General features: G+C 62.9%; 16 protein-coding genes. 5 read left to right on the plus strand and 11 right to left on the minus strand.

The annotated features are described in order from the left end of the window. Window positions 1–150: 150 nt before the first annotated feature. From EGJ09_RS09220 to EGJ09_RS09240, 5 genes are all read left to right on the plus strand, one after another. A complete protein-coding gene (locus EGJ09_RS09220) occupies window positions 151–1848 on the plus strand; it encodes a glucan biosynthesis protein G (RefSeq protein ID WP_125923661.1) in 1698 nt (565 codons plus the stop codon). Next, window positions 1841–4414 carry a glucans biosynthesis glucosyltransferase MdoH gene (gene mdoH, locus EGJ09_RS09225; protein WP_046785006.1) on the plus strand — a complete coding sequence of 858 codons (2574 nt, stop codon included), beginning with the start codon at window positions 1841–1843 and terminating at the stop codon, window positions 4412–4414. Before EGJ09_RS09220 ends, mdoH begins: the two co-directional genes overlap by 8 nt. Window positions 4415–4633: 219 nt before the next feature. Further along, a complete protein-coding gene (locus tag EGJ09_RS09230) occupies window positions 4634–5431 on the plus strand; it encodes a transporter substrate-binding domain-containing protein (RefSeq protein ID WP_046785173.1) in 798 nt (265 codons plus the stop codon). Window positions 5432–5542: 111 nt separating this feature from the next. Then, window positions 5543–6505, plus strand: a complete 963-nt coding sequence (locus EGJ09_RS09235; protein WP_012312384.1) for an amino acid ABC transporter permease — start codon at window positions 5543–5545, stop codon at window positions 6503–6505. Beyond that, the gene (locus EGJ09_RS09240) at window positions 6498–7232 is read left to right on the plus strand and encodes an amino acid ABC transporter ATP-binding protein (RefSeq protein WP_012312385.1); all 735 of its coding nucleotides are present in this window, start codon (window positions 6498–6500) and stop codon (window positions 7230–7232) included. Before EGJ09_RS09235 ends, EGJ09_RS09240 begins: the two co-directional genes overlap by 8 nt. Window positions 7233–7306: 74 nt before the next feature. Here EGJ09_RS09240 and EGJ09_RS09245 read toward each other — a convergent pair whose 3' ends face one another. The 11 genes from EGJ09_RS09245 to ubiE form a co-directional block, all read right to left on the minus strand. Next, the gene (locus EGJ09_RS09245; RefSeq protein WP_125923662.1) at window positions 7307–9250 is read right to left on the minus strand and encodes a methyl-accepting chemotaxis protein; all 1944 of its coding nucleotides are present in this window, start codon (window positions 9248–9250) and stop codon (window positions 7307–7309) included. A gap of 182 nt (window positions 9251–9432) precedes the next feature. Then, window positions 9433–11349, minus strand: a complete 1917-nt coding sequence (locus EGJ09_RS09250; RefSeq protein ID WP_119688151.1) for a methyl-accepting chemotaxis protein — start codon at window positions 11347–11349, stop codon at window positions 9433–9435. Window positions 11350–11449: 100 nt separating this feature from the next. Then, window positions 11450–12157: a 16S rRNA (uracil(1498)-N(3))-methyltransferase gene (locus EGJ09_RS09255; protein ID WP_115273408.1), complete on the minus strand. Its 708-nt coding sequence runs from the start codon at window positions 12155–12157 to the stop codon at window positions 11450–11452. After that, window positions 12154–12945, minus strand: a complete 792-nt coding sequence (gene tatC / locus EGJ09_RS09260) for a twin-arginine translocase subunit TatC (protein ID WP_012312389.1) — start codon at window positions 12943–12945, stop codon at window positions 12154–12156. The genes EGJ09_RS09255 and tatC overlap by 4 nt, the downstream gene beginning before the upstream one ends. Further along, on the minus strand, window positions 12942–13316 hold the full coding sequence (tatB, locus tag EGJ09_RS09265) for a Sec-independent protein translocase protein TatB (RefSeq protein WP_115273409.1): 375 nt from the start codon (window positions 13314–13316) through the stop codon (window positions 12942–12944). The genes tatC and tatB overlap by 4 nt, the downstream gene beginning before the upstream one ends. 3 nt (window positions 13317–13319) lie before the next feature. Further along, window positions 13320–13592 (minus strand): twin-arginine translocase TatA/TatE family subunit, encoded by a 273-nt coding sequence (locus EGJ09_RS09270; RefSeq protein ID WP_012312391.1) that lies wholly within the window; start codon window positions 13590–13592, stop codon window positions 13320–13322. A 25-nt stretch (window positions 13593–13617) separates the two neighbouring features. Continuing rightward, complete coding sequence (locus EGJ09_RS09275; protein ID WP_046785010.1) at window positions 13618–13953, minus strand: phosphoribosyl-ATP diphosphatase; 336 nt, start codon at window positions 13951–13953, stop codon at window positions 13618–13620. A 1-nt stretch (window position 13954) separates the two neighbouring features. Beyond that, the gene (gene hisI, locus EGJ09_RS09280; protein ID WP_046785011.1) at window positions 13955–14347 is read right to left on the minus strand and encodes a phosphoribosyl-AMP cyclohydrolase; all 393 of its coding nucleotides are present in this window, start codon (window positions 14345–14347) and stop codon (window positions 13955–13957) included. Between the two features lie 73 nt (window positions 14348–14420). Beyond that, window positions 14421–16040 (minus strand): ubiquinone biosynthesis regulatory protein kinase UbiB, encoded by a 1620-nt coding sequence (gene ubiB / locus EGJ09_RS09285; protein ID WP_115273412.1) that lies wholly within the window; start codon window positions 16038–16040, stop codon window positions 14421–14423. Continuing rightward, window positions 16037–16660, minus strand: a complete 624-nt coding sequence (locus EGJ09_RS09290) for an SCP2 domain-containing protein (RefSeq protein ID WP_046785013.1) — start codon at window positions 16658–16660, stop codon at window positions 16037–16039. Before EGJ09_RS09290 ends, ubiB begins: the two co-directional genes overlap by 4 nt. Beyond that, window positions 16660–17430 (minus strand): bifunctional demethylmenaquinone methyltransferase/2-methoxy-6-polyprenyl-1,4-benzoquinol methylase UbiE, encoded by a 771-nt coding sequence (gene ubiE / locus EGJ09_RS09295; protein ID WP_012312396.1) that lies wholly within the window; start codon window positions 17428–17430, stop codon window positions 16660–16662. The genes EGJ09_RS09290 and ubiE overlap by 1 nt, the downstream gene beginning before the upstream one ends. Window positions 17431–17543: the final 113 nt, after the last annotated feature.

A 17543-nucleotide genomic window follows, 5' to 3' on the forward strand; every position in this document is an offset into this window, starting at 1 on the left:
TACGCCCTCACGGGGTCCGAACAGTGCTCGCCAACCCGGCATTTGTCGCTGGCCGTTGGTTTCATGATCTGTTTTCGGCGAGGGTTGCTCGTGATTGTTAGTCCCCATAAAGCATCTAGAATCCCCGGCAATCGGCTGCGCAAGGCCCTGATGGCCAGTGCCGCACTGGTCGGCCTGATGAGCGCGGGCCAGCTGTGGGCATTCAATCTTGACGATGTTGCAGCCAAGGCAAAGGATCTCGCCGGCCAGAAGTACGAAGCACCGAAAAGCAATCTGCCGGCAGTCTTCCGCGACATGAAGTTCGCCGACTACCAGAAGATTCGCTTCCTGCAGGAAAAGGCCGAGTGGGCCAAGGACAAGACGCCGTTCAAGCTGTCCTTCTACCACCAGGGCATGCACTTCGACACGCCGGTGAAAATCAACGAAGTCACCGCCACCACCGTCGAGGAAATCAAGTACGACCCGAGCCGTTTCGAGTTCGGCGACGTGCCCCACGACCCGGATACCACCAAGAACCTGGGCTACGCCGGTTTCCGCGTGCTTTACCCGATCAACAAGGCCGACAAGCAGGATGAAATCATGACCCTGCTGGGGGCCAGTTATTTCCGTGTGGTCGGCAAAGGGCATGTGTACGGCCTGTCGGCCCGTGGCCTGGCCATCGACACCGCGCTGCCGTCGGGCGAAGAGTTCCCGCGGTTCACCGAATTCTGGGTCGAGAAACCCAAGCCGGCCGACAAGCACCTGGTGATCTACGCCTTGCTGGATTCGCCGCGCTCAACCGGTGCCTACAAGCTGATCCTGCGCCCGGGCAACGATACCGTGGTCGATGTGCAGTCCCGCGTGTTCCTGCGTGACCACGTCAGCCGTCTGGGCATCGCGCCGCTGACCAGCATGTACCTGTTCGGCCCTAACCAGCCCTCCAAGGTCATGAACTATCGCCCGGCCCTGCATGACTCCGAAGGCCTGTCGATCCACGCCGGTAACGGCGAGTGGCTGTGGCGCCCGCTGAACAACCCCAAACACCTGTCGGTGAGCAACTTCAGCGTCGAGAACCCGCGCGGTTTCGGCCTGATGCAGCGTCATCGCGATTTCAAGGATTACGAAGACCTCGACGACAACTACCAGAAGCGTCCGAGCGCCTGGATCGAGCCTAAGGGCGACTGGGGCAAAGGCACCGTCGATCTGGTCGAGATCCCGACTGCCGACGAAACCAACGACAATATCGTTGCCTTCTGGAGCCCGGAAACCCTGCCGGAGCCGGGCAAGCCGTTCGAGTACGACTACCGCATGCACTGGACCATCGACGAGTCGCGTTTCCAGGCCCAGGAGCTGGGTTCGGTTACCCAGACCATGCGTTCCACCGGTGACGTCAAGCAGTCCAACCTGATCCGTCAACCAGACGGTAGCGTAGCGTTCCTGGTCGACTTCGCCGGCCCGGCCTTGGCAGCCCTGCCGGAAGACGCCGCTGTACGCAGCCAGATCAGCGTCGGCGACAACGCAGAAGTGGTCGAGAACAATCTGCGCTATAACCCAGAGACCAAGGGCTGGCGCCTGACTTTGCGGTTGAAGATCAAGGAAGCCAAGAAGGCTACCGAGATGCGGGCCGCACTGGTCAGCGATGTTCCGGTCGAAGCGGCCAAGCCTGCCGAAGAAACCAAGCACGACAAGACCGCAGCCAAGCATGGCAAGGCTGAAAAAGCCGCCAAGGCCGAGCAACCTGCCAAGGCCGAACAACCTGCCAAGGCCGAACAACCTGCCGCCGATGCGGCATCCACCAACGGGACCCCGGCCACCACCGAAAAAGTGCTGACCGAGACCTGGAGCTATCAGTTGCCTGCCGATGAGTAACTCAAGCGCAAGGCCGGAATCGCTTGGCGAGTACCTGGCCCACCTCCCACTGAGCGATGAGCAGCGCGCGGAACTCGCCAGTTGCACCTCGTTCAGTGAGTTGCACCAACGCCTGGCGGGCAATGCGACCGCCACCACCACTGAGGCCGTGCAGGCCTCGGTGGGCCCGCGCCTGACTGTAGGCAGCGCGGCCGAACTGGAAGATGCCCAGATGCTTGGCGTCGACGGCAGCGGCCGGCTTTGCCTGAAGATCGCACCGCCGATCAAGCGTACCCGGGTCGTGCCCGAGCCATGGCGCACCAATGTGCTGATCCGCATGTGGCGGCGCATGACCGGCCGCCCCAACGCGCCGCAGCCGCCAAAGCGCGAGTTGCCGCTGGCGCGCTGGCGCACGGTCGGCTCGATTCGCCGCTATATCCTGCTGACCCTCATGATCGGCCAGACGCTCGTCGCCGGCTGGTACATGAAGGGCATCCTGCCTTACCAGGGCTGGTCGTTCGTCGACCTCGACGAAGTGGTCAACCAGCCACTGTGGGACACCGTAGTGCAGGTCTGGCCGTATGCGTTGCAGACGTCCATCCTGATCCTCTTCGGCATCCTCTTCTGCTGGGTGTCGGCGGGCTTCTGGACGGCGCTGATGGGCTTCCTCGAGCTGCTCACCGGCCGCGACAAATACCGTATCTCCGGCAGCAGTGCCGGCAGCGAGCCGATCGCTCCTGAAGCACGTACCGCGCTGGTGATGCCTATTTGCAACGAAGACGTGCCGCGCGTGTTCGCAGGGCTGCGGGCGACCTTCGAGTCGGTCGCCGCCAGCGGCAACCTCGACCGTTTCGATTTCTTCGTGCTCAGCGATACCAACGACACTGACATTGCCGTGGCCGAGCAACAGGCCTGGCTGGACGTGTGCCGCGAGACCAAAGGCTTCGGCCGCATCTTCTACCGCCGCCGCCGCCGCCGCGTGAAGCGCAAGAGCGGCAACCTCGACGACTTCTGCCGTCGCTGGGGTGGCGAATACAAGTACATGGTCGTGCTCGACGCCGACAGCGTCATGAGTGGCGAGTGCCTGAGCAGCCTGGTACGCCTGATGGAGGCCAATCCGGACGCTGGCATCATCCAGACCGCGCCCAAAGCGTCGGGTATGGACACGCTGTATGCGCGCATGCAGCAGTTCGCCACCCGCGTGTACGGCCCGCTGTTCACCGCCGGCCTGCACTTCTGGCAACTGGGCGAGTCGCACTACTGGGGCCACAACGCGATCATCCGCATGAAGCCTTTCATCGAGCACTGCGCCCTGGCGCCGTTGCCTGGCAAGGGCGCTTTCGCCGGCGCGATCCTTTCCCACGACTTCGTCGAAGCGGCGCTGATGCGCCGTGCCGGCTGGGGCGTGTGGATTGCCTATGACCTGCCGGGCAGCTATGAAGAGCTGCCGCCGAACCTGCTCGACGAGCTCAAGCGCGACCGCCGCTGGTGCCACGGCAACCTGATGAACTTCCGCCTGTTCCTGGTCAAGGGCATGCACCCGGTGCACCGTGCGGTGTTCCTCACGGGCGTGATGTCTTACCTGTCGGCGCCGCTGTGGTTCTTCTTCCTGGTGCTGTCGACCGCGCTGCTGGCAACCAACACGCTGATGGAGCCGCAATACTTCATCGAGCCGTACCAGCTCTACCCGCTGTGGCCGCAGTGGCACCCGGAGAAGGCCGTCGCGCTGTTCTCCACCACCATCGTGCTGCTGTTCTTGCCCAAGCTGCTCAGTATCATCCTGATCTGGGCCAAGGGCGCGGTCGAGTTCGGCGGGCGGTTCAAGGTCACCTTGTCGATGCTGATGGAGATGCTGTTCTCCATGCTGCTGGCGCCAGTGCGGATGATCTTCCACACCCGCTTCGTGCTGGCCGCATTCCTCGGCTGGGCTGCGACCTGGAACTCGCCGCAGCGTGACGACGACTCCACCCCGTGGAGCGAGGCGGTACGTCGCCACGGCCCGCAAACCCTGTTGGGTATTGCCTGGGCGGCGCTGGTGGCGTGGCTGAACCCGAGCTTCCTGTGGTGGCTGGCGCCGATCGTTGGTTCGCTGGTGCTGTCGATCCCCGTTTCGGTGATCTCCAGCCGCACACGCCTGGGCCTGGCGGCCAAGGACGAGAAGCTGTTCCTGATCCCTGAGGAGTACGCAACGCCCCAGGAGCTGCTCGCCACCGACCAGTACACCCACGAGAACCGCTGGCACGCCCTGCACGACGGCTTTGTCCGCGCTGTGGTCGACCCTCGGCAGAACGCCTTGGCCTGTGCCATGGCCACTGCCCGTCATGGCCAGGCAGCACCGATCGAGGCGATGCGCGCCGAGCGCCTTGCCAAGGCGATCGAGGTCGGGCCCAAGGGGCTGGACCTGGGTACTCGCCTTGCCTTGCTGAGCGACCCGGTCGCCTTGGCGCGCCTGCATGCACAGGTATGGGCCGAGCACAATGCCGCCTGGATCGACGTGTGGCGTGCATCGATCAACAACGACCCACATTCGCCGTTGTTGCCGTTGCACCCGGCGGACGAGGCGCAACCTAGCCTGGTTGGCGCCTGATCTACCCTAGGGGCCGCTATGCGGCCCTTTCGCCGGCTTGCCGGCGACAGGGTTTTCCAATCTTTCTCATCCCCTCGGATTTTGGCCAACAAAGTCCCCCCCGGCTCTAGGTCCCAGGGCCGCCATGCGTTAGCATCCCTCTCCGATAAGCCACGCCGGCCGGTACGGCCGTGCCAACAATAAGATTCGCTACTTTTCTTGCTAGGGGACTTGGTGATGATGAAGAAATACCTTTCGCGGCTGCTGGTCGGCGTCACGGCGCTGGTCGCGGTGGCCTCGGCCCAGGCCGGTGCCATCGACGACGCGGTCAAGCGCGGTACCTTGCGGGTGGGCATGGACCCGACCTACATGCCGTTCCAGATGACCAACAAGCGCGGCGAAATCATCGGCTTCGAAGTCGATATTCTCAAAGCCATGGCCAAATCCATGGGCGTCAAGCTGGAGACCGTTTCCACCGCCTATGACGGCATCATCCCGGCCCTGCTGACCGACAAGTTCGACATGATCGGCAGCGGCATGACCCTGACCCAGGAACGCAACCTGCGCCTGAACTTCAGCGAACCGTTCATCGTGGTTGGCCAGACCCTGCTGATCCGCAAGGATCTGGCTGGCGAGATCAAGTCGTACAAAGACCTGAACAACGAGAAGTACCGCATCACCTCCAAGCTCGGTACCACCGGCGAGATGGTCGCCAAGAAGCTGATCGCCAAGGCCACGTACCATGGCTACGACAATGAGCAGGAAGCGGTGATGGACGTGGTCAACGGCAAGGCTGATGCCTTTGTCTACGATGCGCCGTACAACGTGGTGGCGGTCGACAAGGCCGGTGCCGGCAAGCTGCTGTTCCTCGACGAGCCCTTCACCTACGAGCCGCTGGCATTCGGCTTGAAGAAGGGCGATTACGACAGCATCAACTTCATCAACAACTTCCTGCACCAGATCAAGCATGACGGGACCTACGATCGTATCCACGACAAGTGGTTCAAGAACAAGGACTGGCTGAAGGAAATGGAATAAGAAGTAGCTTCAAGCCGCAAGCTGCAAGCTGCAAGAGGAGGTGGGCCAATACGCGGGCTGCTTTTCCTTGCAGCTTGTGGCTTGCGGCTTGCCGCTTTCTGGAGTAACCCCGTGATCAAACACAAGAAAGCCCAATGGCCCTGGCATGCGCTGACGGCGCTGGTCCTGGTGGGCCTGGCGATCAGCCTGTACCTGGCCACCTCGATGATTTCCTACGAGTGGCGCTGGAACCGCGTACCACAATACTTTGCCTACAAGGCCGAGGACGTGCAGCGTGCCAGCGATTACGGCACGGTGCAGGACATCGTCGTCTCCGGCGATAACGCCCGCGTTACGCTCAAGGATGAGAACGGCGGTGAGCAGGTGCTCGATGTGGCCAAGGACAGCCTGCAACTGAGCCGCGGTGACGATGTGGCCGAAGGTGATCAGGTCGGCGTCACCCGTCACTGGGCTGCTGGCCCACTGGCCTGGGGCCTGTGGACCACATTGTGGATCTCGGTAGTGTCCGGGGCGCTGGGCCTGGTGATCGGCCTGTTTGCCGGGTTGTGCCGGTTGTCGAACAACCCGACCCTGCGCGACCTGTCGACCGTCTATGTCGAACTGGTGCGCGGCACGCCGCTGCTGGTGCAGATATTCATCTTCTACTTCTTCATCGGTACCGTGCTCAACCTGTCCCGTGAGTTCGCCGGGGTGGCAGCGCTGGCGCTGTTCACCGGTGCTTACGTGGCCGAGATCGTGCGGGCGGGCGTGCAGTCGATCGCCAAGGGGCAGAATGAGGCGGCCCGCTCGCTCGGGCTTAACGCCAGCCAGTCGATGCGCCACGTGATCCTGCCGCAGGCGTTCAAACGCGTACTGCCTCCGCTGGCCGGGCAGTTCATCAGCCTGGTCAAGGACACCTCGCTGGTCTCGGTGATCGCCATCACCGAACTGACCAAGAGCGGCCGTGAGGCCATCACCACTTCGTTCTCGACATTCGAGATCTGGTTCTGCGTGGCAGGCCTGTACCTGCTGATCAACCTGCCGCTGTCGCATCTGGCCAGCCGGCTCGAGCGGAGGCTTGCGCAAAGTGATTGAAGTCCGTGACCTTTTGAAAGTGTTCGACACCCGAGGCCAGGTAGTGCGTGCGGTGGACAACGTCACCACCCAGGTGGCCAAGGGTGAAGTGGTCGTGGTGCTTGGCCCGTCGGGGTCCGGCAAGTCGACCTTCCTGCGCTGCCTCAACGGCCTGGAGCATTTCGACGAGGGCCATGTGGCCATCAACGGGCTGCGGTTGGAAGATCCGAAAACCGACATCAACGCCTACCGCCGCGAAGTCGGCATGGTGTTCCAGCATTTCAACCTGTTCCCGCACATGACGGTGCTGGAAAACCTGTGCCTGGCGCAGAAGGTCGTGCGCAAGCGTGGCAAGGCAGAGCGTGAGGCCAAGGCGCGGGCGTTGCTGGAAAAGGTGGGTATCTCGGAGAAGGCCAATGAGTACCCCTCGCGGCTTTCCGGTGGTCAGCAGCAACGGGTGGCGATTGCCCGTGCGCTGGCGATGGAGCCCAAGGTGATGCTGTTCGACGAGCCGACCTCCGCGCTCGACCCGGAAATGGTCGGTGAAGTGCTGGACGTGATGAAGACACTGGCCCAGGAAGGCATGACCATGGTCTGCGTGACCCATGAAATGGGTTTTGCCCGCGAAGTGGCCGACCGCGTGCTGTTCTTCGATCACGGCAAGCTGCTGGAGGATTCGGCGCCTGCGGCGTTCTTTGCCTCGCCGAAGGATCCGCGGGCGCAAGCGTTCCTGCGCCAAGTGCTCTGAAAGCAGCTGCAAGCTAAAGCCGGGCGGTGATGGGCGGCCCATAGCGTTCGCCTTTAGCTTGTGGCTTGAAGCTTTCAGAGGCTGAAACGCCCGACCATACCTCGCAGCTGCTGGCCCAGCTGCTCCAGCTCGCCGCTTGAAGCTGCCGTTTGTTCACTGGCCGCACTGGTCTGGTCTGACGCATCGCGCACGCTGATCACACTGCGGTTTATCTGTTCGGCCACCACACTCTGTTGCTCGCTGGCCGTGGCAATCTGCTGGTTCATGCCCTGGATGCTCGACACCGTATCGGTGATCTGGCTCAAGGCATCCCCGGCCTTGCGGCTCAGCTCGACACTTTGTTCGGTCAGGCGCTTGCTGTTGTCGAGCAGGCTGGTCACCTCGTCGGTGCCGTTGTGCAAGCTTTCGATCAATTGCTCGATCTCCTCCGTGGACTGCTGTGTACGCTGCGCCAAGCCGCGCACTTCGTCAGCCACCACGGCAAAACCACGGCCGGCCTCACCTGCTCGGGCAGCCTCGATGGCAGCGTTGAGCGCCAACAGGTTGGTTTGCTCGGAGACCGACTTGATCACATCGAGAATGCTGCCAATGCGCTGGCTTTCGCCCGCCAGATGCTGCATAGCTGCCAGGCAGTCGTCCATTTGCCTGGCCAGTTGCTCGATACGGCCAATGGCTTCAGTCACCACCTCATCGCCCTGCTGGGCCTGCTGGTCGGCGTTGGTTGCCGCCAATGAAGCTTGTTCGGCGTTTTGCGCGACTTCCTGGACCGTGGCGCTCATCTGGTTCATGGCAGTGGCGACCTGATCGGTTTCCTCACGTTGCTGGCTGATGCGCAGCTTGGTGTCCTCGCTGCTGGCAGCCAGTTGTGTGGCGGCCTGAGACAAATGGCCAACACCTTGATCGATACCGCCGATCAGCTTGCGCAGGCCCAGGGTCATTTCCTGCATGCTGGCCTGCAGCTGGCCCATTTCGTCACGACGACCCACAGGCTCCACCTGGCTCAGGTCACCCCGGGCGATGCGCGCTGCCACCGCCAGGGTCTGGCGTAGCGGCTGGGTGATCTGCAAGGTGATCAGCCAGCCGGCTGCTACGCCCACCAGCAAGGCCAGTACCGCAACGCTGGTCAACAGCGAGCGGGCGGCCAGTGCTTCGCTGTCGCGCTGCTCGACCTTCCTTTCACCCAACTCCAGGCTCACAGCACGCAGTTCGTTGCCCATCTGCTCCATTTCGCTTTGCAACTGCTCGACAATCAGGGCGGCGCTTCGATACTGACCGAGGGTGGCTCGGTACTTGCCCAGCTCGACGCCAGGCTGCTCCATCACTGCCCGCGGCAGGCCCAAGGGGGCAAGAGCCTTGATCAGTTGTTCGAGGCTTTTGTCGGCGGCGTCCAGTGCAACCTCGCCGACCTTGGCGTAGTCCTCTAGCGGTGAGAAAGTGTAGGCCGGCACGAGGCTTTGCTGATTGGCCCCGTCTACGTGGCGGCTGAGGGTGTCCATCAGCCCCAGTAGGCCACCTTGTTGGGTATCGGCGGGCATTTTCAGCAATGCCTGAGTCTCGAGCTCATCAATGACGGCGTTGAGTTTTTGTTCCTGCGCCTGCATGGCCTCGCGCAGGGCACGTCGGCTTTCGACGGTACGCTGCAAGCTGGCAAAGTTGTCGTTCAGCCGCTGCAGCAGTTGCAGCTTCTGGGTGAGTATCTGGCGTGACTCGTCGACACTACTGCGTTGTTGCAGTGTCGTCAGCATGCCGTCGAGCTGTTGCAGGATGCTGCTTATCTGCGCCTTGCTGGCATCATCGGCCAGCACCCTATAGGTAATGCGCTCGGCACGCAGATCCTTGACCAGATCATTGATCCGGCCAATTTCGCTGAGCTGTTCCGAGCGGGTAATGGCGCCGTCCAGAGCGCGCCAGCCACTGACCGCGGTGGCCAAGGTTAGCAGCAGCACTACGGCGAAACCCAAGGCGAGCTTGGCGCCGACACTGATGTTGCCAATCCTGCGGTTGAGGTAGCTGAACATGGCAAGTCTCCATCCAGTTGAGTGGGTAAGCCACGCTGGCGCTTTGCCGGCATGGCACTCCTGCCCATCGGCGGATGGCTTGTAGGACTTGACCTGAAAATAAGGTAGGAAACTTCAGTAGCGCATGTGGGAATTAGTACCAGCCCTGTCGGCAGCTCGTTTGCGACAGGGCTGGCGTGGGCTTAAAGCCTGAAACGGCCAACCAGGTTCTGCAGGTGTGTGCCCAGCCGCGCAAGCTCGACACTGGAGCTGGCCGTCTCCTCACTCGCCGCCGAAGTCTGGTCGGAGATATCCCGCACATTGATCACGCTGCGGTTGATCTCCTCGGCGGTCGCACTCTGCTGTTCGGCGGCCGTGGCGATCTGCTGGTTCATCGCCTGGATCGACGACACGGTTCGGGTGATGGTCTCCAGCGAAGTGCCGGCGCGGCGGGTCAGCTCGACGCTGCTGTCGGTGAGCTGGCGGCTGGCGTCCATCACGCTGGCCACTCGCTGCGTTCCGCTTTGCAAACCGGCAATCAGCTCTTCGATCTCTTCGGTGGACTGCTGGGTACGCTGCGCCAGGCTGCGCACTTCGTCGGCGACCACGGCAAAGCCACGGCCGGCCTCACCGGCCCGCGCCGCTTCGATGGCCGCATTGAGGGCCAGCAGGTTGGTTTGCTGGGCCACCGACTTGATCACATCCAGCACGCTGCCGATCTTGTCGCTTTCGGCCTTGAGCTGGTTCATCGCCTCGCTGGAGTTGACCACTTCACCGGCCAGGCGCTCGATTTGCGCCACCGCTTCGCTGACAACCCGATCACCTTCACGCGCCTGCTGATCCGCCATTAGGGCCGCCTCCGAGGCTTGCTCAGCATTGCGTGCCACTTCATGCACGGTGGCCGCCATTTCGTTCATGGCAGTGGCCACCTGGTCGGTTTCGACCTTTTGGTTGTTGACCCCGGCGCTGGTCTGCTCGGTTACCGCCGAAAGCTCTTCGGCGGCGCTGGCTATCTGCGTGACACCGTCACCGATACCACCGATCAGTTCGCGCAGGCCTTGGGTCATGCGCTGCATGCTGGCCTGCAACTGCCCCAGCTCGTCGCGGCGGGTTGCCAGAAGGTCCTGGCGCAGGTCGCCGTTGGCCACGCGCTCGGCGGCGGCCAGTGTCTGGCGCAGCGGGACGATGATCTGCCGAGTGATGGCCCAGGCCGCGAGCAGGCCCAGTACCAACGCCAGTGCCGTGGCAGAGGCAAGCAAGGTTTTTGCCTTGCGCGAGCCTGCATCGCGGACTTCGGTCTGTGAAACCGTCATCTTCTGGCTGTTATCCATCAGCACGGTGCCTTGATCAGTCATCACCTGCAGGGCCTGATCACTGGCCGATTGCGCGCTACCGAACTGGTTGACCGCATCGCGGTAAGCGGCGAGGGCCGACATCGAGTCATCGAGGCTGGCGGCATATTCGGCGGGCAGCTTGGCCGGTAGCGCCTTGAGGTTGGTCATGGCCTGGTCGATGGCGTTGAGCGCAGTCTGCTGGTAGTTCGCTTCGCCACTGTAGGTGTAGCCGCGCACCTGGAAGCGTGCTTGCTGTAGCAGGGCACTGACCTCTACCGTGCTCTGGTAGGGCGTGATATCGCCGGCTTGCAGCAGGCGCTCCTGCACCCTGCTGATAAGCTCGGCTGCCTTGTCGGCACTGTCACCCAGTGCGCTTCGGCTGGCTTCGCGTCGTTGCCCGGCCTGCTTGAGGTCGGCGAAAGCTTGCTGATATTTGCGCACCGCCTCCTGCTGTTGCTGCAGGCGCTGATGATCGACGGGTTGCTCGATCTGGCCGAGCATGAGGCTGATCTGGCGGTCGAGGCCAGCGAGGGCTTTTTCCAGTTCGCCGATCGCCGCTTCGTTGCGATCGCGCTGGTAATGCTGACGCGCGATGCGCAGTTCCTGGGTGCCCTGGCTGATGACCGAGATATTGCCCAGCTTGTCACCACGGTCGATGATGCTGTTCATGCCTTGCCAGCCAGTGAAGGTGATGGCCAAAGTCAGTAACAGTACCAGGCCAAAGCCCAGCCCCAGTTTGCGATTGACGCTCACATTTCCCAGCGTTTCGGTAACCCATCGGAACATGTTCGACTCCCCGGTAAACTTGGCAGCACGGATTATTGTTGTGTTGCCTAGGCATCGGCCTGCGCCGGGGAAACTTGATGGGAAAATCCTGACCCGTTTGTCAGAAAATCCTTGAAAGCAAGGCTGTTACGGCGGTTTCCACACGCAGGATGCGGTCACCCAACTGCACTGGCGCGAGCCCTGCTTTGCCCAGCAGCTCGACTTCGTAGGGGATCCAGCCGCCCTCGGGGCCAATGGCCAGTGTCACCGGGCCTTCGACGGCGCGCGGGCACGCGGGGTAGGGGCCGGGGTGGCCAACCAGGCCCAGGGTGCCGTCGGCGATGGCAGGCAGGCGGTCTTCGACGAACGGTTTGAAGCGTTTTTCGATGACCACCTCGGGCAGCACCGTGTCGCGGGCCTGTTCCAGGCCCAGTATCAGGTTGTCGCGGATGCTCTCGGGGTTGAGGAACGGCGTCTGCCAGAAGCTTTTTTCGACCTTGTAGCTGTTGACCAGGATCAACCGCTGTACGCCCAGTGTGGCGACGGTCTGGAACAGCCTGCGCAGCATTTTTGGCCGCGGCACGGCCAGCACCAGGGTCAGCGGCAGCTTGGCCGGCGGCGGCTGGTCGAAGCCGACTTCAAGCTCGGCTTCGTGCTGTGCCAGACGTACCACGGTGGCGGTGCCCATCAGGCCATTGATGCGGCCCACGCGCAGGCTGTCGCCCACCACCACGCGGTGAATCTCCTGCATATGGGTGAAGCGCCGATCGGCAAGGACGACGCGGTCGGCCGACACGAAGTCGGCCTCTTCAAGAAGCAACAGGTTCACGGCTGGGTCGCTGGTGGCTGGTCGTTGGGGTCGTTTGCCGTGTCATCTTCGGCGTGGCTGCGCTTGCGGATCAGGCTGCCACACAGCACGCCGATCTCGAACAGCAGCCACATGGGCACGGCGAGCAAGGTCTGCGAGAAGATGTCGGGCGGGGTCAGGATCATGCCGACCACGAAGCAGCCGATGATCACGTAGGGGCGGATTTTCTTCAGGTATTGCACGTCGACCACGCCGATCCACACCAGCAGCACCACCGCTACCGGGATCTCGAAGGCAACACCGAAGGCGAAGAACAGCGTCATGACGAAGTCCAGATAACTGGAAATGTCGGTCATCATCGACACGCCTTCCGGCGTGGCGCTGGCGAAGAAGCCGAAGATCAGCGGGAACACCAGGAAGTAGGCGAAGGCCATGCCGGCATAGAACAGGAAGATGCTCGACACCAGCAGCGGAATGGCGATGCGCTTTTCGTGGCGATACAGGCCAGGCGCGATAAAACCCCAGATCTGCTGCAGGATGAACGGGATCGCCAGGAACAGCGAAACGATCATGGTCAGCTTGAACGGCGTCAGGAACGGCGAGGCCACGTCGGTGGCGATCATCGTGGCGTTGGCCGGCAGGTGTTCGCGCAGTGGCGCCGAGACCAGGGTGTAGATCTGCTGGGCGAAGGAGAACAGCCCGGCAAAAATCAGGAAGATGGCAGCCACGCAGCGCAGCAGGCGGGTGCGCAGTTCGGTCAGGTGCGAGACCAGCGGCATGGGCTGGTCGTCTTGCGGTTTTTCGCTCATGGGGCTCGCGGCGGTTGAGGCTGTTCGGGCTGCTCAGGCGCAGGCGCCGGCGCTACCGGTGCCGATGTTGGCGTGGCGGCGGGCTGCTCGGTGGCCACAGCGGCGGGTGGCTGGGCAGGCGGCGTCAGCGGGTTGAGGATGCGCTTGGCTTCCTGTTCCATTTGCAGGATGTGCTCGTTGTGCAACTGTCGGCGGATGTCATCGGCACCGATTTCGCGCTCGACTTCCATCTTGATCGAATTGAAGCTGCGCTTGAGCCGGCCGATCCACAGCCCTGCAGTGCGCGCGGCGCCGGGCAGGCGCTCGGGGCCGAGCACCAGCAGCGCGACGAGGCCGACGAGCAGTAACTCGCTGAAACTCATGCCGAACATGGTTCAGTCTTTCCGCTGCGGCTCTTGGACCGGTTGCGCCTGGCCCTCGATGGTGTGGCCCTGTGGCTGTTGTGCGGTGTTCTGCACCGGCGGTACCGGCTGGGCGGGCGGTGGGGTCTGCTCGGCGGGTTTGCTTTCTTCTTCGTTCATGGCTTTGCGGAAGCCCTTGATCGATTCGCCAAGGTCACTGCCGAAGTTCTTCAGCTTCTTGGTGCCGAACACCAGGACGACGACGACCAGCAGGACGATCCAGTGTTTCCAGTCAAAAATACCCATGGTGCTCTCCTAGAATGCTATTTGGTCAGGCCGAGGGCTCGCGAGCGGCCTTTTCATCGTGCCCGGACAGGCCGAAGCGGCGTTCCAGTTCATCGAGCACGGCTTGTGGGTGCTGGCCCAGTGCACTGAGCATGACCAGGCTATGAAACCACAGGTCGGCGGTTTCATAGATGACATCACTGCAATCCTTGCTGACCTCTGCGTCCTTGGCAGCGATGATGGTCTCGACGGACTCTTCGCCGAGCTTTTCGAGGATCTTGTTCAGGCCCTTGTGGTACAGGCTGGCCACGTAGGAGCTGTCGGGGGCCGCGTGCTTGCGTTCTTCGAGCACTTCGGCCAGGCGGTTGAGGGTGTCGCTCATGTCAGTGTCCTGCGTTGTAGATGGCATGCGGGTCTTTCAACACCGGATCGACGGTTTTCCACTGGCCGTCTTCGAAGACGCGGTAGAAGCAGCTTTCACGGCCGGTATGGCAGGCGATATGGCCCAGTTGCTCGACCATCAGGATGATCACGTCGGCATCACAGTCCAGGCGCATTTCGTGCAGCTTCTGCACATGCCCCGATTCCTCGCCCTTGCGCCACAGCTTGCCACGCGAGCGCGACCAGTAGATGGCGCGTTGCTCGGCGGCAGTGAGGGCCAGCGATTCGCGGTTCATCCAGGCCATCATCAGCACGCGTCCGGTCTTGTGGTCCTGGGCGATCGCCGGTACCAGGCCGTCGCTGTTCCACTTGATCTCGTCCAGCCACTCTTTCATCGTCGACTCCAAAACCGGGCCCGCTCCTGTACCGGGCCCTTTGCGCTAGTGTGCCAGCCAGCAGCGCGGCTGGCTATTGGCGCACGATCAGGTAAAGGCCTGCGGCCAGCATCAGCCAAGCCGGCCAGGCGGCCGGGGCGGCGAGGCTGGCGGCCTCGGCGGCGCCGGCGGCCAGCACCGCACCGCCACCCAGCAGGCCGGCACCGAGCAGGCGCAGTGCCCAGCGGTCGCCCTGGCGGCGCCGCTCCGGCAGTTGCGGGTCGTGCAGGTGCGGCTGGGAAAGACGTTCGAGCAGGTCGCGGGTCATGCCGGCCAGGTGCGGCAGCTGTTCGGCCTGGCTGTACAGGTTGCCGAACATGGCCTTGGGGCTGTAGCGCTCGCGCATCCAGCGTTCCAGGAACGGTTTGGCGGTACTCCACAGGTCAAGGTCGGGGTACAGCTGGCGGCCCAGGCCCTCGATGTTGAGCAGGGTCTTCTGCAGCAGCACCAACTGCGGCTGGACTTCCATGTTGAAGCGCCGGGCAGTCTGGAACAGGCGCATCAGCACTTGGCCGAAGGAAATGTCCTTGAGCGGTTTTTCGAAGATCGGCTCGCACACGGTACGGATGGCCGCTTCGAATTCATTGACCTTGGTGTGCGCCGGTACCCACCCCGAGTCGATGTGCAGCTCGGCGACACGGCGGTAGTCGCGCTTGAAGAAGGCGATCAGGTTGCGTGCCAGGTAGTCCTGGTCTTCGGCGGTGAGGCTGCCGACGATGCCGCAGTCGATGGCGATGTATTGCGGGCTCCACGGCTTGACCGTGCTGACGAAGATATTGCCGGGGTGCATGTCGGCATGGAAGAAACTGTGGCGGAACACCTGGGTGAAAAACACCTCCACACCGCGCTCGGCCAGCAGTTTCATGTCGGTGCGCTGGTCGGCCAGGGTGGCCATGTCGGTCACCGGCACGCCGTAGATGCGCTCCATCACCAGCACCTTGGGGCGGCACAGGTCCCAGTAGACCTGGGGCACGTACATCAGCTCCGAGCCTTCGAAGTTGCGCCGCAGCTGGCTGGCGTTGGCCGCCTCGCGGAGCAGGTCGAGTTCGTCGTAGATGGTTTTTTCGTAGTCGCCGACGATTTCCACCGGGTGCAGGCGGCGGGCATCGGCCGAAGCCCGCTCGGCGCCTTTTGCGATCAGGAACAGCCAGGCAAGGTCCTGGGCGATCACTGGCTTGAGGCCCGGGCGTACTACCTTGACCACCACTTCCTCGCCGGTCTTCAGGCGCGCGGCATGCACCTGGGCCACCGAGGCCGAGGCCAGCGGCTCGACGTCGAAGCGGCTGAACACTTCCCCCACCTTGGCGCCAAGCTGGCTTTCGATCAGCGCCACGGCCTGTTTCGGGTCGAACGGCGGTACGCGGTCCTGCAGCAGCATCAGCTCGTCGGCGATGTCGGTGGGCAGCAGGTCGCGGCGGGTGGACAGCAACTGGCCGAATTTGATGAAGATCGGCCCCAGGTCCTGAAGCGCCAGGCGCAGGCGGGCTCCCCGGCTGAGTTCGGAGGGTGTGCGAGGCAACCAGCGCCATGGCATCAGCAGGCGCAGGCTGCGCAGCCACCACGGCAGCGGCAGGTCGAAGAGCAGGTCATCGAGGCGGTAGCGGATCACCACGCGCTGGATGCGAAAGAGACGACGGACGGCGAGCAGCTTCATGCGTTATCGCTGGTATCAAGGGATCGGGAGAGGCGCTGCAGGCGCGCCTCGAGGCGTTCTAAATCGACCTTCAGGGTATCGAGCTCGCTGAAGGCGGCTTCGGCTTCGCGCTTGCCTACCAGGGTGCGCGACTCTTCGGCCAGGTACTCGGACAGGTTCTGGCTGAAGCGTGCCAGGCCTTGGCGGGTCCAGCGTGCACGCAGGCGCACGTGGCCGGCGAGCAGCGAGGTGGCGACCGGGCCGAGCCAGCGTTGCAGTTCGTGTTCCCAGTCCAGCTCCAGGTCTTGCAGCACACCGAACAGGTCGAGCAGCACGGCACTGTCGCCATGCAGCTCGACCTGAGGGCTATGCAGCACGGCCGTCTTGTCCTTGGCCACGGCCAGTTGCAGCAGGCTACCGGCTGGCGCGCGCAGGCTGCAGTCGACCTCGCCTTGCCAGTGGGCGGCAAGCATCAGGCCCTCTTCATCGGGCAGGATGAACACTTGCAGGGCCGGCTGGCGACAATCGATTTCGATGACCTTGCCTTCCAGCGCGCCCAGCCGCGGCAATGCCGTGCTGTCCATGCGCAGGACGCGGTTCAGGCCATGTTCGACGCTGGCGAGCAGCCCTGCCAGCAACATCAGGGCTTGATTCCCCGGTGCACGGCGACGATGCCGCTGGTCATGTTGTGGTAGGTGACCCGGTCGAAACCGGCATCGACCATCATGGCCTTGAGGGTTTCCTGGTCGGGGTGCATACGGATCGATTCGGCGAGGTAGCGGTAGCTCTCGGAGTCATTGGTGATCAGCTTGCCGGCCAGGGGCATGAAGGCGAACGAGTAGGCGTCGTAGGCCTTGGACATCAGCTTGTTGGTCGGCTTGGAGAACTCCAGGATCAACAGGCGTCCGCCCGGCTTGAGCACGCGCAGCATCGAGCGGATGGCTTCGTCCTTGTGGGTGACGTTGCGCAGGCCGAAGGCGATGGTCACACAGTCGAAGTGGTTGTCCGGGAATGGCAGTTTCTCGGCGTCGGCCTGGACGAATTCGATGTTGCCGGCAACACCACGATCGAGCAGGCGGTCGCGGCCGACCTTGAGCATCGAGTCGTTGATGTCGGCGAGCACCACTTGGCCGGTAGGGCCGACCAGGCGCGAGAACTTGGCTGCCAGATCACCCGTGCCGCCGGCGATGTCCAGCACCCGATTGCCGCTACGCACACCCGACAGCTCGATGGTGAAGCGCTTCCACAGGCGGTGCATGCCGCCGGAAAGCACGTCGTTCATCAGGTCGTACTTGGCAGCCACCGAGTGGAACACTTCGGCGACTTTCTTCGCCTTCTGGCTCTCGGGCACATCCTGGTAACCGAAATGGGTGGTGGGTTCGGCGTGTTCGCCTTTGCGCTGGTCGTTCATATCGCTTCACCGGAAAAAATTATCGCCATTCTAGGGCGAACGGGCGCATTTGTCTTGGCGGGGTGTACCGTGCGGCAGGGGCGGGCATAATGCCGATTATGTCTTCATATCCA

The sequence above is a fragment of the Pseudomonas sp. p106 genome (assembly GCF_003936645.1).
In the GTDB taxonomy this organism is placed as follows: Bacteria; Pseudomonadota; Gammaproteobacteria; order Pseudomonadales; family Pseudomonadaceae; genus Aquipseudomonas; species Aquipseudomonas putida_E.